Below are 26,360 nucleotides of genomic sequence, written 5' to 3'. Positions count from 1 at the left end.
GTGACGGACGTACGAGCCGACCTGCTCCAGCAGATCAAGGACAAGGCCGTGGTGCACGGCAAGGTGATCCTCTCCTCCGGTCTCGAGGCCGACTACTACGTCGACCTGCGGCGGATCACCCTGGACGGGGTCGCGTCGCCGCTCGTCGGTCAGGTCATGCTCGATCTGACCGACGACCTCGACTTCGACGCGGTCGGTGGCCTCACGCTCGGCGCCGACCCGGTGGCCACGGCGATGCTCCACGCCGCCGCCGCGCGTGGCCGCACCCTGGACGCGTTCGTCGTGCGCAAGGCCGCCAAGGCGCACGGCATGCAGCGCCGGGTCGAGGGCCCCGACATCACGGGCCGCCGCGTGCTGGTGGTCGAGGACACCTCCACCACCGGCGGGTCCCCGCTGACCGCCGTCGAGGCCGTCCGCGAGGCCGGCGCCGAGGTGGTCGCGGTGGCGACGATCGTGGACCGCGCGACCGGCGCCGCCGAGAAGATCAGCTCGACGGCCGGGGTGCCCTACCGGTATGCGTACGCCCTGGACGAGCTGGGCCTCGCCTGAGCGGTCCGATCGGCGCCCCGTCCCGGATGCGGGACCTGACCTGCGGCTTTTCATGCGGGTGGCCGGTTTCGCGGGAAACGGGCCACCCGCCGTGCGGCACGGGGCCCTCCGGCCGGTGTGGCCCGTGCGGCCGTCTGGAAAGATAGGGGCGACGATGACGTCGCCCCCAGGTCAGGGATCAGCAACGCAACGCAACCGCAGATCACAAGGAGCGGACAGATGCCCATCGCAACCCCCGAGGTCTACAACGAGATGCTCGACCGGGCGAAGGCAGGCAAGTTCGCCTACCCGGCCATCAACGTCACGTCGTCCCAGACCCTGCACGCCGCCCTGCGCGGCTTCGCGGAGGCCGAGAGCGACGGCATCATCCAGATCTCGACCGGTGGCGCGGAGTTCCTGGGCGGCCAGTACAGCAAGGACATGGTGACCGGCGCCGTCGCCCTCGCCGAGTTCGCGCACATCGTCGCCGCGAAGTACGACATCACCGTCGCGCTCCACACCGACCACTGCCCGAAGGACAAGCTGGACGGCTACGTCCGCCCGCTGCTCGACATCTCCGCCGCGCGGGTCGCCAAGGGCGAGAACCCGCTGTTCCAGTCGCACATGTGGGACGGCTCCGCCGAGACCCTCGCCGACAACCTCGCCATCGGCCAGGAGCTGCTGGCCAAGGCCGTCGCCGCGAAGATCATCCTTGAGGTCGAGATCACCCCGACCGGCGGTGAGGAGGACGGCGTCAGCCACGAGATCAACGACGAGCTGTACACCACCGTCGACGACGCGCTGCGCACCGCCGAGGCGCTCGGCCTGGGCGAGAAGGGCCGCTACCTGCTGGCCGCCTCCTTCGGCAACGTCCACGGCGTGTACAAGCCGGGCAACGTCGTGCTCCGCCCCGAGCTGCTGAAGGACCTCCAGGAGGGCGTGGCCGCGCAGTACGGCAAGGCGTCGCCGTTCGACTTCGTCTTCCACGGCGGTTCCGGCTCCACGGCGGAGGAGATCGCCACGGCGCTGGAGAACGGCGTCGTGAAGATGAACCTCGACACCGACACGCAGTACGCGTTCACCCGCCCCGTCGTGGACCACATGTTCAAGAACTACGACGGCGTCCTGAAGGTCGACGGCGAGGTCGGCTCCAAGAAGACGTACGACCCGCGCACCTGGGGCAAGCTGGCCGAGGCGGGCATGGCCACGCGCGTCACCGAGGCGTGCGCGGCGCTGCGCTCCACGGGCACGAAGCTCAAGTAGCACACGAGGCCGCGCGGCACATGCGGCCGCGTGGCGCGCCGGGCCCACGGGGCACGCGAGGCAGTGGCGCTCTGATCGTTCTCGATCGTGGCCGGGCCCGACACCGCGGAGGCGGGGTCGGGCCCGCTCTCGTACAGGAGGGGGTTCGGTGACGTACGACTTCGACACACCGGTGGACCTGCGGGGTACCGGATCGTTCCAGTGGGACGTCCTGCCGGAGCGCTACGGCGTCCCGGACCTGGTCCCGTTCACCATCTCCGACATGGACTTCCGCTCCCCGCCCGAGGTGCTGGAGGCGCTCCAGCGGCGCGTCGCGCACGGCGTCTTCGGCTACACCGACTGGCGGTACGGGGACTTCAGGCCCGCGGTGTGCGACTGGTACGCGCGGCGCCACGGGACCGAGGCCGACCCGGAGACGCTGGTGTACGGGCCCTCGGTGCTCAGCCAGCTGTCGCAGCTGCTCCGCATGTGGACCGGGCCCGGGGACGGCGTCGTCGTCCACACCCCGACGTACGACGGGTTCATCAAGGCCCTGACCGGCCTCGGGCGGGAACTGCGGGGCGTGCCCGTCGGCGACACGGCCGCCCTGGAGGCGCAGCTCGCGCGGCCCGACACCCGGGTGCTGCTGCTGTGCTCGCCGCACAACCCGACCGGCCGGGTGTGGACCGAGGAGGAGCTCTCCCGGTTCGCGCGGCTGGCCGACGCCCATGGCGTGACCGTCATCAGCGACGAGATCCACGCGGACCTCGCCCACGACGGACACCGCCATCTGCCGTGGCTGCGCTTCGCCCCGGCCGACGGCCGCTGGGCGCTGATCACCTCGGCGTCCAAGGCGTTCAACCTGCCGGGGCTCACCGGCGCGTACGGGATCATCGGCGACCCGGAGGAGCGTACGGCGTTCATCCGGCACATGGAGACGGGCGCGGGCCTGGGCTCGGCCGGCGCGCTCTCCCTCACCGGGCACATCGCCGCGTACCGGCACGGCGCGCCCTGGCTGGACGAGCTGCGCGCCTATGTGGCGGGCAACCTGCGGATGCTCGCCGACCGGCTGGAGGCGGCGTTCCCGGGGCGCCTGGGCTGGACGCCGCCGCAGGCCGGATACCTCGCGTGGCTCGATCTGCGGCCGCTGGGCGTGGACGACGACGTGCTGCTGCGGGAGCTGGTGGCGCGCGAGAAGGTCGCGGTGCAGCCGGGTTCGACGTACGGCGTGAAGGGCTTCGTCCGGGTCAACCTCGGCTGCCCCCGTACCAAGGCCGAGCACGGCGTCGACGCGCTGACCCGCACCCTGACCCGGCTGGCGGCGTAGGAGCCGGGTCACGCGCGGGGCACGGTGGCGGCGTGGGAGACGGGTCACACGCTGGGCACGGTGGCGGCGTGGGAGACGGGGCGGCATAGGAGACTGGGGGCATGTCCATTCACCAGAACCTGCTCGGGGGACCGCCCCCGACCCATCTGCCCGACGAGCCCGAGCCGCGCGAGCTGCTCGCCGCCGGTGCCGCGCCCGCCGAGGTCGCCGCGAAGTACCCGACGTCCTCGCTGGCCTGGGCGCAGCTCGCCGACGAGGCGTTCGCGGCCGGGCGGACCGTCGAGTCCTACGCGTACGCCAGGACCGGCTACCACCGGGGCCTGGACGCCCTGCGCCGCAACGGCTGGAAGGGCCACGGCCCGGTGCCGTGGGAGCACGAGCCGAACCGCGGCTTCCTGCGGGCGCTGCACGCGCTGGCGCGGGCCGCGCAGGCGATCGGCGAGCAGGCCGAGTACGAGCGGTGCAGCACGTTCCTGCGGGACTCGTCGGAGCTGGCCGCCGACATCCTCGGCTGAGCCGCCCGCCCGCCAGTGGGCCCGTGTCCCCGGCTCGCCGGGGGCGCGGGCTCCGCCGTGTCCGCACGACCGGCCGGTACGATCGCACAGACCATCGATTCCGAGAGCCGGCTCCCCCCACCCGGCCGCTACAGGGGAGAAGTCTGTCTTGGGCAAGCGTGCCGCCGCACCGCGAGGACGCCGTAGCCGCCGTGGCAGAAGCGGCCGGGGTGGCCGGGGCGGCGGCGCTCGCCGTCCAGCGGCCCGCATAGTCCTGGCCGGACTGGCCGTCGCCGTCACCTCGCTCGGCGGGGGCGCCGCCCTCGCGCACTGGCAGGGCACCGACAGCGCCGCGGCCGCGAGCTCCACCTCGCCCCGCCCCGCCGTCACGGGCTCCGCAGCCGCGTCCCCGGAGCCCGGCGCCTCCCGCAGCGCGCCCGCGTCCCCGCCTCCCCGCAGCACCCCGCCGAAGACGCCCCCGAAGCCGTCCACGTCGTCCGTGAAGCCCCCGGCCGTGCCCGCCTCCGGCGCCGGCACCTTCACCACGGCGCGGGCGTCCGGCGACAAGGTGGGCTCCGGCACGCTCCGCCGCTACCGCGTCCAGGTCGAGGACGGCATCGAGCTGTCCGCCAAGGAGGCCGCCCGCGAGATCGAGCAGATCCTCGCCCATCCGCGGAGCTGGGCCGCGCACGGCCGCGGCTCGTTCCAACTGGTCTCGGAGAACGCCGACTTCGTGATCCGGATCGCCACGCCGAAGACCGCCGACCGGCTCTGCCTCGCCCAGGGCCTCAACACACGCGGCGAGCTCAACTGCGAGACCGCCGACGGGGTCGTCGTCAACCTCAAACGGTGGATGCTGGGGTCGCCCACCTTCAGCGGCACCCCCGCCGAGTACCGGCATCTGATCATCAACCACGAGGTCGGGCATGAGATCGGCATCCGCCGGCACATGGGCTGCCCGGGGCCCGGCCGGCTCGCCCCGGTGATGATGCAGCAGATCAAGGGCCTGAACGGCTGTCTGTCCAATGCGTGGCCCTACGACGGGGACGGCCGTTACATCACCGGCCCGGACATGCCATGATGCGACTGGGACCGCCCGTGCGGCGGCCCGAGGGGACCGGGGCTCCACAGCCGATGGGAGGGAGCGGACCGCTACCCGGTAGCACGCATTGATGGAGACAGCGATGTCTACTTCCCCCGATGCCTCCGCAGCCGGTTCGGACACCCCGAACCTGGACTTCGCAGGCACGACACCGTACGAGGACTATGTCCAGGCGGATGTCCTCACCCACCTCCAGCACCCCCGCTCGGACGATCCGGGCGAGATGGTCTTCCTGGTCACCACCCAGGTCATGGAGCTGTGGTTCACCGTGATCGTCCACGAGTGGGAGACCGCGAGCCGCGCCCTGCGCGAGGACCGCCTCCCCGTGGCCATGGACGCGCTGCGGCGGTCCCTGTACGAGCTGGAGGCGCTGAACGCCTCCTGGAAGCCGCTCGCCCGGCTGACCCCCGCGCAGTTCAACTCCTACCGGGGCGCCCTCGGCGAGGGCTCCGGCTTCCAGTCGGCGATGTACCGCCGGATGGAGTTCCTCCTCGGCGACAAGTCCGCGTCGATGCTGGTCCCGCACCGGGGCGCACCGCGCGTCCACGCGGAGCTGGAGAAGGCCCTGTACGAGCCGAGCCTGTACGACGAGGTGCTGCGGCTGCTCGCCCGGCGCGGGCTCCCCGTCCCCGGGCAGGTACTGGAACGCGACCTGTCGCAGCGGTACGAGCCGTCGCCCGAGGTCGAGGAGGTCTGGGCGTCCCTCTACGCCGAGCCCGAGCGGCACGCGGAGCTGGTCCAGCTCGGCGAGGCCCTGACCGACGTCGGCGAGCTGGTGTGGCGCTGGCGCAACGACCATCTGGTGGCCACGCGCCGCGCCATGGGCTCCAAGACCGGTACGGGCGGCTCCGCCGGGGTCGCCTGGCTGGAGAAGCGGGCCCGCAAGAACGTCTTCCCCGAGCTGTGGACGGCGCGCAGCCATGTCTGACCTCAGGACCAGGGCGGAGACCCTGGACGCCGCCGATCCGCTGGCCAAGCGGCGCGAGCTGTTCGCCATCGAGGACGGGGCCGTCTACCTGGACGGCAACTCGCTGGGCGCGCTGCCCCGCCACGTACCCGACCGCATGGCCGACGTCATCACCCGCGAATGGGGCGAGCTGCGCATCCGCTCCTGGGACGAGAGCGGCTGGTGGACCGCGCCCGAGCGGATCGGCGAGCGGATCGCCCCGATCGTCGGCGCGGCCCCCGGCCAGATCGTCGTCGGCGACTCCACCAGCGTGAACGTCTTCAAGGCGCTGGTGGCGGCCGTACGGCTGGCCGGTGACGGCGACCGTGCCGACAGCGACCGTGCCGGTGCCGGTTCCGGTGCCGGTGCCGGCGGGAGCGGTGACGCGACACGCGACGAGATCGTGGTCGATGCCACCACCTTCCCGACGGACGGCTACATCGCGGAGTCGGCCGCCCGGCTGACCGGCTGCCGGCTCGTCCCGGCCGCCCCCGGTGACGTGGCCGCCGCCGTCGGCCCGCGTACGGCCGCCGTGCTCGTCAACCACGTCGACTACCGCACCGGCCGGCTCCACGACCTGCCCGGCATCACCGCCGCCGCCCACGCCGCGGGCGCACTCGCGGTGTGGGACCTGTGCCACAGCGCGGGCGCCCTGCCCGTCGGCCTCGACGCGCACGGCGTGGACCTGGCGGTCGGCTGCACGTACAAGTACCTCAACGGCGGGCCCGGCTCGCCCGCGTACCTGTACGTCGCCGAACGCCACCAGCCCCGCTTCGACTCCCCGCTGCCCGGCTGGAACTCGCACGCCGACCCGTTCGCGATGACCCCCGCGTACACGGCGGCGGACGGAGCCCCGCGCGGCCGCGTCGGCACGCCCGACATCCTGTCGATGCTGGCGCTCGAAGCGGCGCTCGACGTGTGGGACGGCGTGGCGATCGAAGCCGTACGGGCCAAGAGCCTGGCGCTGACGGACTTCTTCCTGGAGTGCGTCGACGCGTACGCGCCCCCCGGCACCGTCACCTCGCTGACCCCCGCCGCCCACGCGGACCGGGGCAGCCAGGTCGCACTCGGCTGTGCCGAGGCCCCGGCCGTGATGAAAGAGCTGATCGCACGCGGTGTCGTGGGCGATCTGCGCCGCCCCGACGTGCTGCGGTTCGGCTTCACCCCGCTGTACGTCGGGTTCGCGGACACCGAGCGCGCGGCACGCGTCCTGGCGGACGTCCTCGCGGAGGTGTGTTCGGGGCGCTAGCGGCGGTGCGCGATCCGGTCTGCGGGGGCGTCAGTCCTGATAACGTCCCCGCAGGTCAGGCCAATTCGGCCCCGTCACCGAAAGGTTGAGCAGCATGCCCGACCCCGCCGCACGCGACGCAGCCGAGGAGGCATCGGCCCTGTCGCATCCGGCCGTCGACCCCGACTCCACCGCCTCCTACGGTGAACACCCGGACCAGATCGTCGACTTCTACGCCCCGCGCGACGGTCTGCGCGGCGGCCCGGGTGACGCCGCGCCGCTCGTCGTCGTCCTGCACGGCGGCGCGTGGCGCGCGCCGTACGACCGGCGGCACATCACCCCTTTCGTGGACTATCTGGCACGCCGTGGATTCGCCGTCGCCAACGTCGAGTACCGGCGGGGCGGTGAGATCCCCGGACCCCGCGGCTCCGGTGCCGAGGGCCCCGTCGCCGGACGCTGGCCCGACACGTTCGACGACGTCGCCGCCGCCCTGGACGCGCTCCCCGCGCTCGTCGCGCGGCACCTGCCGCGGGCCGACCGCCGCCGTACGGTGCTCACCGGCCACTCCGCGGGCGGCCATCTCGCCTTGTGGGCCGCCGCCCGGCACGTCCTGCCCACCGGGTCGCCCTGGCGGCTCGACGCGCCGCCCGAGCTGCGCGGGGTCGTCGCCCTCGCGCCCATCGCCCACTTCGAGCGGGCCGCCGAGCTGGACGTGTGCGGGGGCGCGGTGACCCAACTCCTCGGCGGCGCGGACCGGTTCGACGAGCGGGCCGGATACGCCGACCCGTCCGCGCTGCTGCCCACCGGTATCGCCACCGCCGTCGTACAGGGCCGCGAGGACACGGTCGTCCCGCAGGCCGTCTCCGAGGCATACGTCGAGGCCGCCGCGAAGGCGGGCGAGATGGTCGGGCTCACGCTGCTGGCCGACGTGGGGCACTTCCCGCTGATCGACCCGGCGGCCGACGCCTGCGCGGTCGTCGCGGAGGAGATCGCCCAGTTGGCGTGGTGACCGTCCGGGCTCGCCCCCGACGGCGGTCGAGGACGGAGGCTGACCGCGACGGTTCGTAACGTGCTCCGCATGACCCATCTCGTCACCGGAGCCACCGGAACCGTGGGCCGCCAGGTCGTCGCCGCACTGCTGCGCCGAGGCGAGCCCGTCCGCGCCCTGACCCGCGACCCCTCGACCGCCCGGCTCCCCGCCGGCGTCGACGTCGTCCGCGGCGACCTCACCGACCCCGAAACCCTCACCGGCGCCCTCGACGGCGTCACCGGCCTGCACCTGATCACCTTCGGCGGGGCGTACTTCGCCCCGCTGGAGACGGGCCCCCGCATCATGGACATGGCCCGGGACGCGGGCGTCCGCCGCGTCACCGTGCTGCACGGCGGCGGCCCCAGTCTCCTGGAGGACGCCGTCCGCGCGAGCGACCTGCCCTGGACCGTCCTCATGCCCGTCGAGTTCATGGCGAACGCCCTGGAGTGGGCCGACCTCGTCCGTACGGCGGACGAGGTGCGCGAGCCCTTCGCGGGCCGCCTCAGCGCCATGGTCCACGAGGCCGACATCGGCGACGTCGCCGCCGTCGCCCTCACCGAGGAAGGACACGGCGGCCAGGAGTACGTGATCACCGGCCCCGAGGTCCTCACCCTCCACGACAAGGTCGGCGCGCTCGCCGCCGCCCGGGGCCGCGCGATACGGCTCGTGGAGCTGACCGAGGCCGAGGCCGTCGAGGGGTGGCGGGCCGCCGGCCAGCCGCAGGACGTGATCGACTTCCTGCTGGAGGCGTACGGCGACACCCCGCTCGTCGGCCGCACCGTCACCGACACCGTGGCGAAGGTCACCGGCAGGCCCGCCCGCACCTTCGCCGCGTGGGCGGCCGAACACGCGGACGCCTTCCGCGCCTGACCCCGCCTGCGGCCCGGTCGTATCCGGCCGGTCCGGGGCCCCGTACCACCGCGTAGTACTCAAGGCGGACGCGGGAGAATCCGCTTTCCAGCCGACGCCCGCGTCCGCCCCGCCCGCTTACCGTGGCTGCTGTGACCGAGACGACCCAGCGGACCCGGCGCCCCGACGCCCCCGGCGGCCGCAGCCCCGAATACCACTTCGCCCAGAACGCGCTCCGGGGCCTGCGCCACGACCTCCTCGACGACGCACTCGCCTACCGGCTGCTGCCGCCCCTGCCGCCGGACGCCCCGGTCGTCCGGCGGCTGCCCGAGCGCATACGCCGGTACGCCGTCTGGATCCGGCACGCCGCCATCGCGTTCTTCGCGCTCGTCCTCCTCATGGCGGTGTTCGACACCGGGGCGTTCCCGATCGCCGTCGCCGCCGCCGGCGCCGTACTGCTCACCCTCGTACGGCCCGTCGCCGCCTTCTGGCTCTCCCTGATGAGCGCCGCCCCCGTGGCGCTCATCAGGGGCGGGGACGTGCCGTGGTCGTCGGTGTCGTTCACGGCGCACATCGTCGTGCTCACGGTCGTCGCCGCCCGCACCCGGCCCCGCACCGCCGCCTGGATGTGGGCCCTCACCGCCGCGTACGGGATGTTCGCCGAGGCCTTCCTCATCAGCGGCTACGACGACTACAGCGGCAACACCGCCGAGATGCTCTTCATCTCCGCACTCGTCCTCCTCGGCGTCACCGTCGTCCACGTCCGCCGCGAGGCGAAGGAGGAGGTCACCGCCGAGCGGACCGTCACCCAGCAGGAACGCTCCATGCGCACCCTCCTGGAGGAGCGCACCACCATCGCCCGCGAACTCCACGACGTCGTCGCCCACCACATGTCGGTCGTCGCCATCCAGGCGGAGGCCGCCCCCTACCGCGTCGAGAACCCGCCGCCCGAGCTGGAGCAGGCGTTCGTCACCATCCGCGAGAACGCCGTCGCCGCGCTGACGGAGCTGCGCCGCGTCCTCGGGGTCGTCCGCGCCGAGGACTACGAGGCGCCCGACGCCCCCCAGCCCACCCTCGCCGACCTGGACGGGCTCGTCGCCAACGTGCGGGACGCCGGGCTGGTCGTGGACAAGACGGTCACCGGGGCGGTGCGCGAACTGCCGCAGGGCGTGGAGCTGTCGGCGTACCGGATCGTGCAGGAGGCCCTGAGCAACGTGCTCCGGCACGCGCCGGGGGCGTCCGCCGCCGTCGAGGTCTCGTACGTGCTCGGCGGGCTCGGGCTGCGGGTCGTCAACGGTCCCCCACGCGGGCTGGTCAAGCCGTCCCCCGGCGCCGGGCACGGCATCACGGGCATGCGGGAACGGGTCGCCATGCTGAACGGCGAACTCACCGCGCAGGCCGCGGACGACGGCGGCTACGAGGTCGCCGCGTTCATCCCGGTGGCGAAGGAGGAGACGCCGTGACGATCCGCGTGCTCGTCGTGGACGACCAGATGATGGTCCGCGAGGGCTTCTCCGTCCTCCTGAACGCGATGCCCGACATCGAGGTCGTCGGCGAAGCCGTCAACGGCCGCGAGGCGATCGCCCAGGTCGTCGCCCTGCGCCCGGACGTCGTCCTGATGGACATCCGGATGCCCGAGATGAACGGGATCGACGCCACCCGCGAGATCGTCGCCGCGGACGGCGGCGCCAAGGTGCTCGTGCTCACCACGTTCGACCTCGACGAGTACGTGTACCAGGCGCTGCGTGCCGGAGCCTCGGGGTTCCTGCTGAAGGACGCCTCCGCCCGGCAGCTGGCGGACGGGGTACGGGTGGTGGCGTCGGGCGAGGCGCTGCTCGCCCCGACCGTCACCAAGCGGCTCATCACCGAGTTCGCGAAGGCCTCGGAAGCGCCCCGGCCGCCCGCCCTGTCCCAGATCGGCGACCTCACGGAACGCGAGACCGAGGTGCTGGTCCTGATCGCCCAGGGCCTGTCCAACTCCGAGATCGCCTCACACCTGGTCGTCGCCGAGTCCACGATCAAGACCCACGTGAGCCGGATCCTGGTGAAGCTGGGGCTGCGCGACCGTACGCAGGCCGCCGTGTTCGCCTACGAGGCGCGCCTGGTCACCCCGGGGTAGTTCCGCTCGGGGGAGGGGACGCGGAGGGTCGCCCCCGCAGGGGATCGGCGGCAACCGCCGGGTTCCCACACCGGCACCCAAGGCCGCCGACCCCGAGGAGGTGAGCCCGCAGCGGCCCCGACCACCCACCGGGCGAGAGAGAAAGACCCACCGACAGAACGCACCGCCGGAAAGGCACCGCCCAGACTCCACCGACAGAACACACCGCCGGAAAGGCACCGCCCAGACTCCACCGACAGACCCCACCGCCGGGAAGGCACCGCCCAGACTCTACCGACAGAACGCACCGCCCAGATCGCCCACAGGGCGGCTTTCCCGGGTAGCGTCCCGGCATGGCCGCCTCGTTCGACCCCTGGTCGCCCGCCTTCGTCGCCGATCCGTACCCCGCGTACGCCGAGCTGCGCGCGGGGGGCCGGGTCCACTGGTTCGAGCCCACCGGGCAGTTCCTCGTGCCGCACTACGCGGACGTGTCCGCGCTGCTGCGGGACCGGCGGCTGGGGCGGACGTATCTGCACCGGTTCACGCACGAGGAGTTCGGGCGTACGCCGCCGCCCGCCGCGCATGAGCCGTTCCATGTGCTGAACGCCAACGGGCTGCTCGACCTGGAGGCGCCCGACCACACCCGGATCCGGCGCCTGGTGTCCAAGGCGTTCACGCCCCGGACCGTGGAGCGGCTGGCACCTGTCGTCCGGCGGTCGGCCGAGGACCTGGTGGGGCGGTTCGTCGCGGAGGGCGGCGGCGACCTGCTGAGCGCGGTCGCGGAGCCCCTGCCCGTCGCGGTCATCGCGGAGATGCTGGGCGTGCCCGAGGCGGACCGGGGGCTGCTGCGGCCCTGGTCGGCCGCGATCTGCGGGATGTTCGAGCTGCGGCCCGACGAGGGGACCGCACGTCGGGCGGTCGCCGCCTCGGTGGAGTTCTCGGCCTACCTGCGGGAGCTGATCGCCGCCCGGCGGGCGGAGCCGGGGGACGATCTGGTGTCGGCCCTGGCGGCCGCCGCCGAGGGCGGTCGGGGGCTCAGTGAGCAGGAGATCGTCTCGACCTGTGTGCTGTTGCTGAACGCGGGGCACGAGGCGACGGTGAACACCACGGTCAACGGGTGGTGGACGCTCTTCCGGCACCCTGAGCGGCTGGCCGCGATGCGCCGTGGCGACGTCGGTCTTCCGACCGCCGTGGAGGAACTGCTGAGGTACGACACTCCGCTGCAGATGTTCGAGCGGTGGGTGCTCGACGACATCGAGGTGGGCGGCGTCGGTATCCCTCGGGGCGCCGAGGTCGCCCTGCTGTTCGGGTCGGCGCACCGGGATCCGGCCCGGTTCGAGCGGCCGGACGTCCTGGACCTCGGGCGGGCGGACAATCCGCATCTGGCGTTCGGCGCCGGTATCCACTACTGCCTCGGCGCGCCGCTGGCCCGGCTGGAGCTCACCGCGTCGTTCGGTGAGCTCCTGCGCCGGGCCCCGGGTATGCGGCTCGTGGCCGAGCCGGAGTGGCAGCCGGGTTATGTGATCCGGGGGTTGAAGGGGCTGTGGGTGGAGGTGTGACGGTCAGGAGGTGATCAGGTCGCGGCGGCGCAGGCCCGCCAGGCCGGCCGCGACCAGGGCGATCGCCAGGGCGAGGAGGAGCAGGAGCGGTGTCCAGGCGGGATCGGCGCCGGGCAGCTTGGGCAGGTGGCCGAAGGGGGACAGGTTCAGCACCGCCTGGGGGAGGTTCAGCGCGGGGCCGATCCAGCCGAGTGCCAGCGACAGACCGGCGTAGGCCCAGGCGGCGACGGCGGCCTTGGGGAAGGCGCCGTGCAGCAGTACCGCGAGCCCGCCCAGCAGCCATACGGCGGGCAGCTGGACCGCGGCGGCGCCCAGGATGGGGCCGAGGTCCTTCCCGTACGTGAGGAACAGGCCGAGGCCCGCCGCGAACATGATGAGGGCCGCGCCGGCGAAGGCGATGACCAGGTGGCCGGCCGCCCAGCGCAGTCGGCCGACGGCGTTGGCGAGGACGGGTTCGGCGCGCTGGGAGGTCTCCTCGCCGTGCAGGCGGAGGACGGAGCCGACCGTGTACAGCGAGGCGATCATCCCGAACATGCCGATCATCGCGGCCAGGAAGGCGTCGGTGATGGCCTGCTGGCCGCCCATGCGCTCGAAGATCTCCCGGGCCTGCTCGTTGTCCCCGACGAGGTCGGCCGCGCCTTCGACCATGCCGCCGAACACGATGCCCGCGACGAGGAAGCCGAGCGTCCAGCCGAGTACGCCGCCGCGCTGGAGCCGCCACGCCAGGCCGCCGGCGGTCGCGAGCCGGCCCGCGGCCGGTCCCGGCCGCGCGGGCAGGAAGCTCATCCCGACGTCACGCCGGCTCGTCAGCTCGTACGCCAGGACGGCCTGGACGGCGATCGCCGCGGCCGTGAGGGCGAGGACCCACCAGCGGTCGCCCGCGTAGGGGCGGACGTTCTCCGCCCAGCCGACCGGGGACAGCCAGGTGAGGACGCTGTCGCCGTCGGGGGTGCCGGCGTCGCCGGCGGCGCGGAGGACGAAGGCGAAGCCGAGCACCGCCGACGTCAGGCCCTTGGCGAGCCGCGCGCTCTCCGTGAGCTGCGCGACGATCGCGGCCATGGTGGCGAAGACCATGCCGGTCGCGCCGACGGCGAGGCCCAGCGCGAGGGCGCCCGAGCCGCCCAGTCCGGCCAGCCCGGCGGTGATGATCACGGTGACGCCGGTGTTGGCGACGAGCGCGGCGAGGAGGGCGGCGGTGAGCGGGGCCCGTCGCCCCACCATCGCGGAGGAGAGCAGTTCCTGGCGGCCCGTCTCCTCTTCCTCGCGGGTGTGCCGTACGACGATGATCAGGCTCATCACGGCGGCGAGGACCGCCGCGAACACCCCGAACCGCCAGGCGACCAGCCCGCCGGTGGAGTCGCCGAACACCGGTCCGTACAGCGACCGGAGCGAGCTGTTGGCGCCGAGCGTCACGGCGACCTGGGCCCGCTTGGCGGGCGTGTCGTACAGGGTGTCGATGGAGCCGGCGCCGCTGGCCACCATGCCGCCCGTGACCAGCACCCAGATGGGCAGCATGACCCGGTCGCGGCGCAGGGCGAGCCGCAGCAGGGCGCCGGTTCCGGCGAGGTGGCGCGCGCCGCCTCCTTCGCGCCGGGCGGCGGGCATCGTGAGCGTGGTCACCGGGACACCGCCTCGTCCTCGTAGTGGCGCAGGAACAGCTCCTCCAGGGTGGGCGGCGTGCTGGTCAGGGACCGCACCCCGGACTCGGTGAGCGCCTTCAGCACGGCGTCCAGCTTGTCCGTGTCGACCTGGAGCTTGACCCGGTGGCCCTGGACGTCGAGGTCGTGGACGCCGGGCAGGTGGGCCAGCCCGTTGGGCGGGCCCGCGAGGTCCGCCTCCACGCTCGTGCGGGTCAGATGGCGGAGTTCGGCGAGGGAGCCGCTCTCCACGGTGCGGCCCTTGCGGATGATGCTGACCCGGTCGCAGAGGCTCTCCACCTCGCTGAGGATGTGCGAGGACAGCAGGACGGTGCGGCCGCGGGCGCGCTCCTCCTCCACGCAGCCCTGGAACACGCCCTCCATGAGGGGATCGAGTCCGCTCGTCGGCTCGTCCAGGATGAGGACGTCGACGTCGGAGGCGAAGGCGGCGACCAGGGCGACCTTCTGGCGGTTGCCCTTGGAGTAGGTGCGGCCCTTCTTCGTCGGGTCGAGCTCGAACCGTTCGATGAGGTTCGCCCGGCGGGTCTTGTCGAGGCCGCCGCGGAGCCTGCCGTACAGGTCGATGACCTCGCCACCGGAGAGGTTGCGCCACAGGGTCACGTCGCCGGGCACGTACGCGACCCGCCGGTGCAGTTCGACGGCGTCCCGCCAGGGATCGCGGCCGAGGAGCTGTGCGGCGCCGGAGTCGGCCCGGAGCAGGCCGAGGAGGACCCGGATGGTCGTGGACTTGCCCGAGCCGTTGGGCCCGAGGAAGCCGTGGACCTCGCCGGTCTGGACCGTGAGGTCGAGGCCGTCCAGCGCGTGCGTCCGCCCGAACGACTTGTGGAGTCCGGCGACGGTGATGGCGTTCGTCATGTCTCCGAACGTACGCGTCCTTCACAAAGTTGTGAAGTTAAGGAAGCGTATAAAATCGTCCGGTGCGGTGGACGACGGGAGACGATGGCCCCATGGCGACGAACAACCAGGTCGAGGCGGCGGAGCAGGGGCGGGACGACGAGGCCGTCAGGCGGTTCGTGGAGCGGTTCGCGGGCGAGCTCACCCAGGCCGGCATGCAGCGCATGGCGTCCCGCGTGTTCGCCGCGCTGCTCGCGTCCGAGACCGGATCGCTGACGTCGGCCGAGCTCGCCGAGCAGCTGAGGGTCAGCCCCGCCGCCGTCTCCGGGGCGGTCCGCTACCTGTCGCAGGTGAACATGATCGGCCGGGAGCGGGACCCGGGGTCACGCCGTGAGCGGTACGTGCTCCACAACGAACTCTGGTACGAGATGTTCACCCGCCGCGACCAGGTCCTGATCCGCTGGGAGACCACCATGCGGGAGGGTGCGCAGATGCTCGGCACGGACACGGCGGCGGGCGCGCGGGTGGCGGAGTCGGCGGAGTTCTTCGAGTTCCTGCACCACGAGATGGGCCGGATAATGGACCGCTGGCGTGATCACCGGGCGGGCCTCGCGGGACGATGACCGCGTCCCCGCACTGCTCCGGGACCCGCGCCCGCACTGCTCCGGGACCCGCGCCCGCGCTACTCCGGGACCCGCGCCCGCGCTACTCCGGGATCCGCGCCCGCACTACTCCGGGACTCGCGCGCCGGCCGGGACCACCAGGGACCAGGCCGCCGGGCTGACCGTCCAGGTGCGGCTCCACACCGGGCCCGCCATCAGGGCGTCCGCCCGGTAGCGGAACGCCGCGCCCGACACGCCCGACACGGTCACCGCCGTCGCCTCCGCCCGGACCGGCTCGGCCGCCCTGGGCCGTACCACCACCTCGGCGGCGCCGTCCCGGGACGTCACCGTGACGCCCTCGACCGGCGAGTCCAGGTCGCAGAGCACCCGCCCGTCCGCTTCGACGCGCAGCCGGTGCGCCCGCATCTCGGGCACCCGGGGCTGGGGCGCCGGGCGGACCAGGGTGCGCACCAGCGAGCGGCAGGTCCCCCACACGGACGCCACCTGATCGGCGGGTTCGCCCACCCGTACCGGCCCGGCGGGAATGCGCAGGCCGCCCACGACCACGCCGTCACCGTCGTCCACCAGCAGGTCCAGCCGCCGCTCCGCCCCGTCGAGTACGGCCCGCGCGGCCGTCACCGCGTCGGGCGGCACGCCGAGCGACGCGGCCAGCCGCACCGTCGGCCCCGGGCCCACCGGGATCACGGCGAGCGCCCCGTCCGCGAGCTCCCGCCCCTGGTGCAGATGGGTGACGGTGCGCAGCAGCGCCCGGTCGTCACCGATGACCACCGGCCGCCGCGAACCGCGTCGCGCCAGGGCCCGCGCGAACTCCTCGGGGGTGTCCGGAAGGCTCACTTTCACGGTGGCCCCGGCACGGAGGACATCCCTCGCGATCCGTACGGATTCGCCGTCGCCACGGCGCGCGACCGGGTCGATGACCACCAGGAGCTGGTCGGGAGCCGACACCTCGGTCCTTCCTCGGGTAGCATCTTTGTGCAAGAGCCCCTTGCGCTATTGCGCCAGGGGCTTCGTCTATTCCGGGGCACCGGTTCGACGGCTCAGGCTGTGTCGTACACCGTCGTACGACATCTCTACTGCCCTCTGACCTTGGACATGCCCCGCCCGGAAGGGGTGTACGCCTGTGCCCGCACTTGTGCTGCTCGGTGCTCAGTGGGGTGACGAGGGCAAGGGAAAGGCCACCGACCTGCTCGGTGGATCCGTCGATTATGTGGTGCGCTACCAGGGCGGCAACAACGCCGGCCACACGGTTGTCGTAGGCGACCAGAAGTACGCGCTGCATCTTCTCCCTTCCGGAATCCTGTCGCCGGGGTGTACCCCGGTGATCGGAAACGGTGTCGTCGTCGACCCGGCGGTCCTGCTCTCCGAGCTGAGCGGACTCGACGAGCGCGGCGTCGACACCTCGAAGCTGCTGATCAGCGGTAACGCGCATCTCATCACGCCGTACAACGTCACCCTCGACAAGGTGACGGAACGGTTCCTCGGGAAGCGCAAGATCGGTACGACCGGCCGGGGTATCGGCCCGACGTACGCCGACAAGATCAACCGTGTCGGCATCCGCGTCCAGGACCTCTACGACGAGTCGATCCTCACCCAGAAGGTGGAGGCGGCGCTGGACGCCAAGAACCAGCTCCTCGCCAAGCTCTACAACCGGCGCGCCATCGAGGCCGGGAAGATCGTCGAAGAGATGCTCCAGTACGCGGAGCAGATCAAGCCGTACGTCGCCGACACGACGCTGATCCTGAACGACGCCATCGACGCGGGCAAGGTCGTCCTCTTCGAGGGCGGCCAGGGCACCCTGCTCGACGTCGACCACGGCACCTACCCCTTCGTCACCTCCTCCAACCCGACCGCCGGCGGTGCCTGCACCGGTGCCGGTGTCGGACCGACGAAGATCAGCCGGGTCATCGGCATCCTCAAGGCGTACACGACCCGTGTCGGCGCCGGCCCGTTCCCGACGGAGCTGTTCGACGAGGACGGCGAGGCGCTGCGCCGGATCGGCGGCGAGCGCGGTGTCACCACCGGCCGTGACCGCCGCTGCGGCTGGTTCGACGCGGTCATCGCCCGCTACGCGACCCGGGTGAACGGTCTGACGGACTTCTTCCTCACCAAGCTGGACGTGCTGACCGGCTGGGAGCAGATCCCCGTCTGCGTGGCGTACGAGATCGACGGCCGCCGCGTCGAGGAGCTGCCGTACTCGCAGACCGACTTCCACCACGCGAAGCCGGTCTACGAGTACCTGCCCGGCTGGTCCGAGGACATCTCCAAGGCCAAGACGTTCTCCGACCTGCCGAAGAACGCGCAGGCGTACGTCAAGGCGCTGGAGGAGATGTCGGGCGCCCCGATCTCCGCGATCGGTGTCGGCCCCGGCCGGACCGAGACCATCGAGATCAACTCGTTCCTGTAGGCCGCCGAGGCCCGCGGGTACGCCCGTAGGTCCGCTAGGTCGCCGAGGGCCGCGGGTACGCCCGTAGGTCCGCGGGGCTCAGTGGTGGCCGGTGCCCGAGGGGTGCCGGCCACCGCTCATGGGGAGGTCAGAGCCGCCTCTCGTACTCGCCCGGCTCGCCGTCCGAGTCCATGCCGGAGACCAGCAGCCGCTCCTTGCCGCCGACGCGGGTGATCCGCAGGTGCTGGGACGCGCTCCAGCGGTCGCAGTCGGGGTCGGATGCGCGTTCGTCGAAGGCGGGCGGGCCGACGACGAGGAGTTCGCCGACGCCGCCGGAGGCGCCGAGGAGGGCCGTGCTCTCGCAGTGGTACGAGCCGCCCGTCTGCTCGCCCGTCTCGTCGTCCATCCGCGGAACGTTGTTCCTGAACCGGACGAGGGCGGTGCCGATCGGTCCCTGCGTGATGGAGACCTCGGAGTTGTAGAGGTCCTGCTCCTCGGCGGAGAGCTCCCCGTACGGGACGCTCTTCCACTCGCCGATGAACGTCGGGGGAACCACCTTCGCGCCCGTCCTGGCCTTGCGGAACGTCGCCGTCGCAGCGCCGGAGCGCCACTCCAGGACCTCCGCCGAGCGGATCGTGAGCGTCTGGTGCGCGGCCGGGACGCAGCGCTTGGCGGGGACGCTCGCCGTGACGTCGCTCTCGCCGAACACGATCTTGTCCTCGTCCGCCGAGACCAGCGTGGAGCGGCCCATGCACAGCTGCTCGCCGCCCACCCGTACGTACACGGCGGTCTTCTCGCCCGGCGCGCCCTGGCCGATCTCCAGGCGGGCCGTCTCGTAGGGGTGCTCATCGGTGCCGTCGAGTACGCCCTCCCAGGCGCCGATGAACGCGTCGGGGACGGCGCCGCGCGTCGCGTCGGCCGACGGGGTGGCGGCCTTGCCCTTGCCGGGCCAGTAGGTGAAGGCGAGCGGGGTGGCCGTGCCGGCGAGCACGACGGCGGCCGCGACGACGAGCGGCCACCGGCGGCGCCTCCTCGGTGCGACCGGCGCCGGGTGCTGTACGGGGGTGGGGTCGCCGTCCGCGTCCAGGAGCCGGGCGGCGTGGCGGCCCAGCTGGGCGAGCAGCCCGGCGGGCAGCCATGGGTCGGCGGTCTCGACCCGGGCGGCGAGGTGCGCGGCGGTGGGCCGGTGCGCCGGGTCCTTGGCGAGGCAGCCGCGCACGAGCTCGTCGAGTTCGGCGGGCAGGCCCTCCAGGTCGGGTTCGTCGTGCGCGATGCGGAACATCATGGCGTGCACACCGCTGTCGACGGTGCCGAACGGGGAGCGGCCGGTCGCCGCGTACGCCAGGACGGAGCCGAGGCAGAAGATGTCGGATGCGGGCGTGAGGCGTTCGCCGCGCACCTGCTCGGGCGACATGAACCCGGGGGAGCCGACGACGGCGCCGGTGCTGGTGAGCCCGCCGTCGGTGACGGTGTCGACGGCGCGGGCGATGCCGAAGTCGATGATGCGGGGCCCGTCGACGGTGAGCAGGACGTTCGCGGGCTTGAGGTCCCGGTGGACGAGCCCGGCGGCGTGGATGTGCGCGAGGGCGTCGGCGAGGCCGACCGCGAGGGCGCGCACGGAGGCGGGCGGCAGCGGCCCGAACTCGTCGCCCACGACGGTGCGCAGGGACGGGCCCGCCACGTACCCGATGGCGACCCAGGGCGACTCCGCCTCGGTGTCGGCGCCCAGCACGGGTGCGGTGCCGACGCCGCCGACCCGCTCCAGGGCGGCGACCTCGCGGGCGAAGCGGCGCCGGAACTCGTCCTGCGCGGCGAGTTCGGCGTGTACGACCTTGACGGCGACGGTGCGTCCGCCGGCGGACCGCGCGAGGTAGACGCGGCCCATGCCACCGGAGCCGAGCCTGCCGAGGAGGCGGAACGGGCCGATGTCGGTCGGGTCTTCGGGCGTCAGGGCATTCACGCCCGGATCTTACGCACACGGGGCCGGGCGCGCCCACGGGGTCGGATCAGGGGCGGTTCACGGGGAGCCCGGTCGGCGGCCGGCGGAGACACGCGTGTGTCTGGTCTAGACCTTGACAGGTACATACCATTCACGGTTCCGTGGTGGTCCGTCCCCTCACCCCCCCACGGAAGGGCGTCCTCATGGTGCGACGCTTGCTCTGCCTCTTCGCCGCGCTGGTGACAGCCGTCGGTCTCGCCGTCCTCCTCCCCGCTTCCGTCGCGTCGGCCGCCGAGTGCGCGACGCCGTGGAGTTCCTCCGCCGTCTACTGGGGCGGCAACACCGCCTCGCACAACGGCCGCAACTGGCAGGCCAAGTGGTGGACCCAGAACGAGCGGCCGGGAACGGTCGACGTCTGGGCCGACCAGGGTGCCTGCGGCGGCGGTACGCCCGACCCCGGGCCCTCGCCGTCCGGCTTCGTGGTCACCGAGGCGCAGTTCAACCAGATGTTCCCGAGCCGGAACCCGTTCTACACGTACAGCGGACTGAAGGCCGCGCTCAGCTCCTATCCGGCGTTCGCCACCACCGGCGGTGACACGGTCAAGAGGCAGGAGGCCGCGGCCTTCCTCGCCAACGTCCACCACGAGACGGGCGGCCTCGTCCACATCGTGGAGCAGAACACCGCCAACTACCCGCACTACTGCGACCGCGGCCAGCCGTACGGCTGCCCGGCCGGCACCGCCGCCTACTACGGGCGCGGCCCGATCCAGCTCAGCTGGAACTTCAACTACAAGGCGGCGGGCGACGCGCTCGGCATCGACCTGCTCAACAACCCGTACCGCGTCGAGCGCGAGGCGGCCGTCGCCTGGAAGACCGGCCTCTGGTACTGGAACACCCAGAACGGCCCCGGCACGATGACCGCGCACCACGCGATGGTCACCGGCGCGGGCTTCGGCCAGACGATCCGCTCCATCAACGGCGCGCTGGAGTGCGAAGGCAAGAACCCGGCGCAGGTCCAGAGCCGGGTCGCCAAGTACCAGCAGTTCACCCAGATCCTCGGGGTCCCGACCGGCGGCAACCTCTCCTGCTGATTCCGGGACGGACCCGGCGCGGGCGCTCCGGGACGCGCCCCGGGGCGCCCGCACCATTACAACTCGGCATCCGATTGGCATAAGGACGGCATAAAGGCGGGATCGGTCCCACGGGGTCTGTAGCGTACGCCCGTTCGATCAATGACATCCCTGAGGACATGCCCATGGCCACTCCGCCGCCGCCCCACGCCCAGGACCCGCAGCAGGTCCCCCCTTCCGCGGAGGGTTTCGGTGAGCCCGTGGCCCCCGACGCTCCCGCCAAGCGGAAGGGCGGTGTGATGAAGAAGGTCCTCCGGGTCGTCGCGCTGATCGTCGTCGCCATCGCCGTGAAGTTCGGCATCTCGTACTTCTTCAACGCCCCGGTCCACGCCAAGGCCGGCGACTGCGTGAGCGTCACGGGCAGCGAGAACGACCCGAAGGTCGAGACCAAGGGCTGCACGGACAAGGACGCCAACTACAAGGTCGTCAAGCTCGTCGAGGGCACCTTCGACACCGACGCCTGCGAGAACGTCGCCGACGCCGAGGCCGCGCTGGCCCAGCAGTGGGAGCAGGAGAAGTTCGTCCTGTGCCTCAAGCCGGTGAAGTGACCCGTACGCCGTCACGGCGGCGAGCGGCTGAGTGAGCCTGCCCGGGACCCCGTCCCTGGCAGGCTCTTTCCGGTCCGGGCCCGGGGCGGGCCGGTCCGGTCCAGTCCGGTTCGGGACGGTTCCGTTTGTGCCGGGCCGGGCCCGGCACCCGCGACGGCCCGCGCGTCTCCCGCGCGGTTCAGTCCCGTGGGCGCGTGGCGGTCACCGCCGTCGCGTACCGGTCCTCGCAGCCGGCGACATGGGGGACGAGACCGCTCGCGGCGACGATCCCCACCGCCCGGTCCGCCTGGCGTTCGCTGGTCTCGAACAGCAGGCTGCCGCCCGGGGTCAGCCAGCGCCCGGCGTCCCCGGCGACCCGGCGCAGGACGTCCAGCCCGTCCGCGCCCCCGTCGAGGGCGAGGCGCGCCTCGTGGACGCGGGCCTCCGGGGGCAGCAGCCCGACCTCGTCGGTCGGTACGTACGGGACGTTGGCGAGCAGGACGTCGACGCGCCCGCGCAGGGCGGGCGGGAGCGGCGCGTACAGGTCGCCCTCGTACACCAGGCCGCCGACGGGCGTGACGTTGCGGCGGGCGCAGCGCACGGCGGCCGGGTCGATGTCGGTGGCGTGCAGTTCGGCGTCGCCGTCCAGGGCGGCCAGCAGCGCCGCGCCCAGCGCGCCCGACCCGCAGCACAGGTCCACGACGAGCGCGCCGGGGGCGGCGATGGCGGCGGCGCGTTCGACCAGGAACTCCGTGCGGCGGCGCGGCACGAAGACGCCCGCGTCGACGGCGAAGCGCAGCCCCCGGAACTCGGCCCAGCCCAGGACGTGTTCGAGGGGCCGCCCCGTGGCGCGGCGCTCGACCATCGCGCGGAGTTCGGTCGCGGAGCCGGCCGCCGAGACGAGGAGCGCGGCCTCGTCCTCGGCGAAGACGCAGCCCGCGGCGCGCAGGGCGTCGACGACACCGGGGAGGGGGCAGCCGCCGGGACGGGGGGCCTCGACGCGGAGCGGGGAGTCCCCGGGGAGCGGGGCGTCGACGGGGAGCGGGGCGTCGAGGGGGAGCGGGGTGTCGACGGGGAATGGGACGTCCACGGGGATCGGGGCGTCGACGGGGATCGGGGACTTGAGGGGATCGACGGACATGGGAGCCTTCCGGGAGCCGCTCACGAGTGCTCCCGGCGGTTCACGTACGGTGCGGCGACCGTTCCGCCCTGGAGGAGAGCACCCTGCCTGACCTGGCGTTGATGGGTCTCACCTCCTGGATGTCGGGCGCGGCCGTCGAGCGGCCCGGACTGGTCAGGACCCTACCGGAGGTTCGGTTCCGGCGGGGGCGCCACGACCGGGGCGGTCGCGGCCTCCGGCGGGGCGGGGCGTGCGGTGTCCCGGCTCGCGATCACCTCAAGCGCCCGGGACAGCCGCTCCAGCGCGTCGGCCGTCTCCGCGAAGGCGGCGTCGCCGAGTTCGGCGGCGAGCCCTGCCGCCAGGTCGGCGTGGCCGGGGTCGATCCGGGCGATCGCGGCCCGGCCCTCCTCCGTGGGCGTCAGGAGCTTGGCGCGCCGGTGCGCCGGGTTGGGCGCGTACTCCGCGAGGCCCCGCTCCACCAGCAGGTCGGCGATCCGCTGGACGCTCTGCCGGGTGATGCCCATGACGCGGGCGATCCCGGCGACGGACAGCGGCTGGCGGAGCGCCGCCCCGAGGACCTGCCACCGTGCGGCGGTGAGTCCGGCGGGGCGGGCCAACTCCTCGGACACGGCGAGGAACTGGCCGTTCAGCCGGAACACGCCGAGGGCGGTGCGGCTGAGCAGCTCCTGTTCGTGGCGGCTCACGAGTTCAGCGTTTCGAAGGCGGCGGGGTCCGAGTCGTGGAACAGTCGGAACCAGGCGTCGAGCTTCTCGCCCTCGTACACGCCGAGCCGGGCGAGGACCTCGCGGGCGAAGGCGACCGGCTCGGTGGGGCCGGCGGTGATCAGGTCGCCGTCGGTGACGGCGTCCGTGTCGCGGTAGCGGTCGCCGCCCTGGTAGCCGGTCGCGGCCAGGTAGAAGGAGGCGGCGCTGGTGTGGTCCCGGTCGTCCAGCAGCCCCTCACGGGCCAGCCCGGCGGTGGCTCCGCAGATCGCGGCGACGGGTACGCCCGCGTCGAGGAACGTACGGGCGGCGGCGGCGAACGGGGCGAGGTCGTCGCTCTCGTCCCACAGGTCGGCGCCGGTGAGGATCAGCAGCGCGCTGTCCTCGGGGCGCAGGTCGGCGAGGGCCAGGTCGGGCGTGATGCGCAGTCCGCCGGTGGTGGTGACGGGCGCGGTGGTCGGGCCGACGGTGCGGATCTCGTAGCCGCCCCTGGCCAGCCAGGCGGTGGCGTGGCCGGTCTCCCAGTCGGCGAAGGTGTCGTAGACGGCGAGATGAACGATTCTGCGGGCGGTGTCGGCCGTGGTGCCGGCGGAGCCTGTGGCGCTTGCGGTGGTCATGGCGGGCCTCCTGGGCGGTTCGCTGCCGTGCGTGCTGCCGTGTGCTTCCCTCTTGCTCTCTGCCTATGACAGAAGGCTGTCATTTCGACAACTTGCTGTCAAGGGGCCGAATGTCCCGAGCGCACGACACCCTGCCGATCCGCACGCTTTCCGCCATACAAGATGGCCATGTCCGCACCCGCCCGCGCCTGCCTAACCTGGCGCCATGACCCCTCACGCAGATCCGCAGGCGGGGGCCGCCGTCAAGGCCGCCGACCGCGCCCATGTCTTCCACTCCTGGTCCGCCCAGGGGCTGATCGACCCGCTCGCCGTCGCCGGGGCCGAGGGGTCGTACTTCTGGGACTACGACGGCAACCGCTACCTCGACTTCACCAGCGGCCTCGTCTACACCAACATCGGCTACCAGCACCCCAGGGTCGTCGCCGCGATCCAGGAACAGGCTGGAAAGCTCGCCACCTTCGCGCCCGCCTTCGCCATCGACGTACGCTCCGAGGCCGCACGCCTCATCGCCGAGCGCACCCCCGGCGACCTCGACAAGATCTTCTTCACCAACGGCGGCGCCGAGGCCGTCGAGAACGCGGTACGGATGGCCCGGCTGCACACGGGCCGCCCCAAGGTGCTCAGCGCCTACCGCTCCTACCACGGCGCCACCTCCACCGCGATCAACCTCACCGGCGACCCGCGCCGCTGGGCCTCCGACACCGCGTCGGCGGGCGTCGTCCACTTCTGGGCGCCGTTCACGTACCGCTCGCCGTTCTACTCCGAGAACGAGGCGCAGGAGAGCGAGCGGGCGCTCGCGCACCTGGAGGACACGATCGCGTTCGAGGGCCCGCAGACCATCGCCGCGATCATCCTGGAGACCGTCCCCGGCACGGCCGGCGTCATGCCGCCGCCGCCCGGCTACCTGGCGGGCGTCCGCGAGCTCTGCGACCGGTACGGGATCGTCTTCGTCCTGGACGAGGTCATGGCCGGTTTCGGCCGTACGGGCCGCTGGTTCGCCGCCGAGCACTACGGCGTCGTGCCCGACCTGCTCACCTTCGCCAAGGGCGTGAACTCCGGGTACGTCCCGCTCGGCGGCGTCGCCATCTCCGGCGAGATCGCCGCCACCTTCGACCGGAGGCCCTACCCCGGCGGGCTGACCTACTCCGGCCACCCGCTCGCCTGCGCCGCCGCCGTCGCCACCCTCCAGGTCATGGCCGACGAGCGGGTCGTGGAACGCGCCGCGCACCTCGGCGAGCACCTCCTCGGCCCCGGCCTGCGCGAACTGGCCGAGCGGCACCCCTCCGTCGGCGAGGTGCGGGGCCTCGGCGCCTTCTGGGCCCTGGAGCTCGTACGGGACCGCGAGACCCGCGAACCCCTCGTCCCGTACAACGCGGCCGGCGACGCGGCCGCCCCCATGGCCGCCTTCGCCGCCGCCTGCAAGAAGAACGGCCTGTGGCCCTTCGTCAACATGAACCGCACCCACGCCGTGCCGCCCTGCACCATCGGCGAGGCCGAGGTGAAGGAGGGCCTGGCCGCGCTCGACATCGCGCTGACCGTGGCGGACGAGCACACGGTGTGACCACCCGCCAGGTGGCCCCCTCCGACTGGCTTAAGGTGTCCGGAACCGGAACGGAGGGGGCCTGACCATGCCCGCGAGCGGAGGTGTGACCCGCAACACCCTGCGACAGCAGATCGCGGACGCGCTGCGTGACGAAGTGCTCGCGGGGCGTCTCCAGCCGGGCCAGGAGTTCACGGTCAAGCAGATCGCCGAGCAGTACGGCGTGTCCGCGACGCCCGTGCGCGAGGCGCTCGTGGACCTGTCCGCGCAGGGGCTCCTCGACTCGGACCAGCACAAAGGTTTCCGCGTGCACCAGTTCTCGGTGGCGGACTACCGGGGCATGGTCGAGGCGCGGGCGCTGATCGTGGACGGGGCGTTCCGGCGCCTCGCCGAACGGGCCGCCGCGGCCTCCGCCGCACGCGAGTCCGCAGGCGCGGGCGAGCGGCCGCCCGCCGCGCGGGCCACCGGGGACGCGCCCGCCGGGGACCGGCCCCGGGGCTGTGTGCGCGGGGCGGCGCTGGTGTCCGTACGGCGCCGTGCCGAGGCCGCCGCGCGCGCCGCCCGCGCCGGGGACCTCGACATCCTCATCGCGTACGACGTGCGGTTCTGGCGCGAACTCGGCGGCTTCATCGGCAACCACTACATCGCCGACTTCCTGCACCGGCTGCGCGTCCAGGCGTGGGTGTTCGCCGTGCCGTACCTGCGCGGCGACGGCAGGATGTGCGACTGGCTGTGGAGCGGCCACGAGGACCTCGTCGACGCGGTCACGCTCGGCGAACCGGCGCAGGTGCTCGCGGTCATCGACGCGTACAACGCGCACTCGCTGAAGTGGGCCGACCACCTGGAGCGCCTGGCCGGCTGACG

General features: G+C 73.0%; 25 protein-coding genes. 18 read left to right on the top strand and 7 right to left on the bottom strand.

Features of this window, described 5'->3' with window-relative positions; translation table 11 throughout:
• From pyrE to ACGF5U_RS12315, 12 genes are all read left to right on the top strand, one after another.
• Complete coding sequence (gene pyrE, locus ACGF5U_RS12370) at positions 1-549, top strand: orotate phosphoribosyltransferase (RefSeq protein WP_392710636.1); 549 nt, start codon at positions 1-3, stop codon at positions 547-549.
• Positions 550-750: 201 nt separating this feature from the next.
• Positions 751-1,791, top strand: a complete 1,041-nt coding sequence (gene fbaA / locus ACGF5U_RS12365; protein ID WP_392710634.1) for a class II fructose-bisphosphate aldolase — start codon at positions 751-753, stop codon at positions 1,789-1,791.
• A 148-nt stretch (positions 1,792-1,939) separates the two neighbouring features.
• The gene (locus ACGF5U_RS12360) at positions 1,940-3,097 is read left to right on the top strand and encodes a MalY/PatB family protein (protein WP_392709993.1); all 1,158 of its coding nucleotides are present in this window, start codon (positions 1,940-1,942) and stop codon (positions 3,095-3,097) included.
• A 101-nt stretch (positions 3,098-3,198) separates the two neighbouring features.
• Positions 3,199-3,612 (top strand): DUF3151 domain-containing protein, encoded by a 414-nt coding sequence (locus ACGF5U_RS12355; protein ID WP_392709991.1) that lies wholly within the window; start codon positions 3,199-3,201, stop codon positions 3,610-3,612.
• Between the two features lie 148 nt (positions 3,613-3,760).
• Positions 3,761-4,672, top strand: a complete 912-nt coding sequence (locus ACGF5U_RS12350) for a DUF3152 domain-containing protein (protein WP_392709990.1) — start codon at positions 3,761-3,763, stop codon at positions 4,670-4,672.
• Between the two features lie 103 nt (positions 4,673-4,775).
• Entirely contained in the window at positions 4,776-5,621 is an 846-nt protein-coding gene (locus ACGF5U_RS12345; protein WP_392709989.1) for a tryptophan 2,3-dioxygenase family protein, read from the top strand.
• Complete coding sequence (kynU, locus tag ACGF5U_RS12340) at positions 5,614-6,888, top strand: kynureninase (protein ID WP_392709988.1); 1,275 nt, start codon at positions 5,614-5,616, stop codon at positions 6,886-6,888. The genes ACGF5U_RS12345 and kynU overlap by 8 nt, the downstream gene beginning before the upstream one ends.
• A gap of 94 nt (positions 6,889-6,982) precedes the next feature.
• Complete coding sequence (locus tag ACGF5U_RS12335; RefSeq protein ID WP_392709986.1) at positions 6,983-7,876, top strand: alpha/beta hydrolase family protein; 894 nt, start codon at positions 6,983-6,985, stop codon at positions 7,874-7,876.
• Positions 7,877-7,945: 69 nt separating this feature from the next.
• Positions 7,946-8,767, top strand: coding sequence for an NAD(P)H-binding protein (locus ACGF5U_RS12330; RefSeq protein WP_392709985.1), 822 nt, complete (start codon positions 7,946-7,948; stop codon positions 8,765-8,767).
• A 131-nt stretch (positions 8,768-8,898) separates the two neighbouring features.
• Positions 8,899-10,209, top strand: coding sequence for a sensor histidine kinase (locus ACGF5U_RS12325; RefSeq protein ID WP_392709984.1), 1,311 nt, complete (start codon positions 8,899-8,901; stop codon positions 10,207-10,209).
• Complete coding sequence (locus tag ACGF5U_RS12320; RefSeq protein WP_392709982.1) at positions 10,206-10,865, top strand: response regulator; 660 nt, start codon at positions 10,206-10,208, stop codon at positions 10,863-10,865. Before ACGF5U_RS12325 ends, ACGF5U_RS12320 begins: the two co-directional genes overlap by 4 nt.
• A 332-nt stretch (positions 10,866-11,197) precedes the next feature.
• Entirely contained in the window at positions 11,198-12,403 is a 1,206-nt protein-coding gene (locus ACGF5U_RS12315; RefSeq protein WP_392709981.1) for a cytochrome P450, read from the top strand.
• A gap of 3 nt (positions 12,404-12,406) precedes the next feature.
• Here the strand turns inward: ACGF5U_RS12315 and ACGF5U_RS12310 are convergent, their stop codons facing one another.
• Together ACGF5U_RS12310 and ACGF5U_RS12305 are read right to left on the bottom strand one after the other, a co-directional pair.
• Positions 12,407-14,008: an ABC transporter permease gene (locus ACGF5U_RS12310; RefSeq protein ID WP_392710632.1), complete on the bottom strand. Its 1,602-nt coding sequence runs from the start codon at positions 14,006-14,008 to the stop codon at positions 12,407-12,409.
• Positions 14,009-14,019: 11 nt separating this feature from the next.
• Entirely contained in the window at positions 14,020-14,916 is an 897-nt protein-coding gene (locus ACGF5U_RS12305; RefSeq protein WP_392709980.1) for an ATP-binding cassette domain-containing protein, read from the bottom strand.
• Positions 14,917-15,008: 92 nt separating this feature from the next.
• Here ACGF5U_RS12305 and ACGF5U_RS12300 point away from each other — a divergent pair, with 92 nt between their 5' ends.
• The gene (locus tag ACGF5U_RS12300; protein WP_392709979.1) at positions 15,009-15,518 is read left to right on the top strand and encodes a GbsR/MarR family transcriptional regulator; all 510 of its coding nucleotides are present in this window, start codon (positions 15,009-15,011) and stop codon (positions 15,516-15,518) included.
• Positions 15,519-15,623: 105 nt separating this feature from the next.
• Here ACGF5U_RS12300 and ACGF5U_RS12295 read toward each other — a convergent pair whose 3' ends face one another.
• Positions 15,624-16,463 (bottom strand): diacylglycerol kinase, encoded by an 840-nt coding sequence (locus ACGF5U_RS12295; RefSeq protein WP_392709977.1) that lies wholly within the window; start codon positions 16,461-16,463, stop codon positions 15,624-15,626.
• Between the two features lie 175 nt (positions 16,464-16,638).
• On the opposite strand from ACGF5U_RS12295, the gene ACGF5U_RS12290 reads away from it, so the two are divergent.
• Positions 16,639-17,922 (top strand): adenylosuccinate synthase, encoded by a 1,284-nt coding sequence (locus ACGF5U_RS12290; protein WP_392709976.1) that lies wholly within the window; start codon positions 16,639-16,641, stop codon positions 17,920-17,922.
• Between the two features lie 127 nt (positions 17,923-18,049).
• Here ACGF5U_RS12290 and ACGF5U_RS12285 read toward each other — a convergent pair whose 3' ends face one another.
• Positions 18,050-19,861 (bottom strand): serine/threonine-protein kinase, encoded by a 1,812-nt coding sequence (locus tag ACGF5U_RS12285; protein WP_392709975.1) that lies wholly within the window; start codon positions 19,859-19,861, stop codon positions 18,050-18,052.
• A gap of 182 nt (positions 19,862-20,043) precedes the next feature.
• Here ACGF5U_RS12285 and ACGF5U_RS12280 point away from each other — a divergent pair, with 182 nt between their 5' ends.
• Both ACGF5U_RS12280 and ACGF5U_RS12275 read left to right on the top strand, forming a co-directional pair.
• Positions 20,044-20,931 (top strand): glycoside hydrolase family 19 protein, encoded by an 888-nt coding sequence (locus ACGF5U_RS12280; protein WP_392709974.1) that lies wholly within the window; start codon positions 20,044-20,046, stop codon positions 20,929-20,931.
• A 164-nt stretch (positions 20,932-21,095) separates the two neighbouring features.
• A complete protein-coding gene (locus tag ACGF5U_RS12275) occupies positions 21,096-21,518 on the top strand; it encodes a hypothetical protein (RefSeq protein WP_392709973.1) in 423 nt (140 codons plus the stop codon).
• Positions 21,519-21,696: 178 nt separating this feature from the next.
• Here the strand turns inward: ACGF5U_RS12275 and ACGF5U_RS12270 are convergent, their stop codons facing one another.
• The 3 genes from ACGF5U_RS12270 to ACGF5U_RS12260 form a co-directional block, all read right to left on the bottom strand.
• Positions 21,697-22,638, bottom strand: coding sequence for a putative protein N(5)-glutamine methyltransferase (locus ACGF5U_RS12270; RefSeq protein WP_392709971.1), 942 nt, complete (start codon positions 22,636-22,638; stop codon positions 21,697-21,699).
• A gap of 161 nt (positions 22,639-22,799) precedes the next feature.
• Entirely contained in the window at positions 22,800-23,321 is a 522-nt protein-coding gene (locus tag ACGF5U_RS12265; RefSeq protein ID WP_392709970.1) for a MarR family winged helix-turn-helix transcriptional regulator, read from the bottom strand.
• Positions 23,318-23,956: a DJ-1/PfpI family protein gene (locus tag ACGF5U_RS12260; RefSeq protein WP_392709969.1), complete on the bottom strand. Its 639-nt coding sequence runs from the start codon at positions 23,954-23,956 to the stop codon at positions 23,318-23,320. Before ACGF5U_RS12260 ends, ACGF5U_RS12265 begins: the two co-directional genes overlap by 4 nt.
• A 205-nt stretch (positions 23,957-24,161) precedes the next feature.
• Here ACGF5U_RS12260 and ACGF5U_RS12255 point away from each other — a divergent pair, with 205 nt between their 5' ends.
• On the top strand, positions 24,162-25,517 hold the full coding sequence (locus ACGF5U_RS12255; RefSeq protein WP_392709968.1) for an aspartate aminotransferase family protein: 1,356 nt from the start codon (positions 24,162-24,164) through the stop codon (positions 25,515-25,517).
• 67 nt (positions 25,518-25,584) lie between these two features.
• Complete coding sequence (locus ACGF5U_RS12250) at positions 25,585-26,358, top strand: GntR family transcriptional regulator (protein WP_392709967.1); 774 nt, start codon at positions 25,585-25,587, stop codon at positions 26,356-26,358.
• The last annotated feature ends 2 nt before the right edge of the window (positions 26,359-26,360 follow it).

This window comes from Streptomyces sp. NPDC047886 (assembly GCF_043204435.1).
GTDB lineage: Bacteria > Actinomycetota > Actinomycetes > Streptomycetales > Streptomycetaceae > Streptomyces.
The sequence above is the reverse complement of the archived record's forward strand: the minus strand, read 5'-3'. Positions and strand labels throughout refer to the sequence as shown.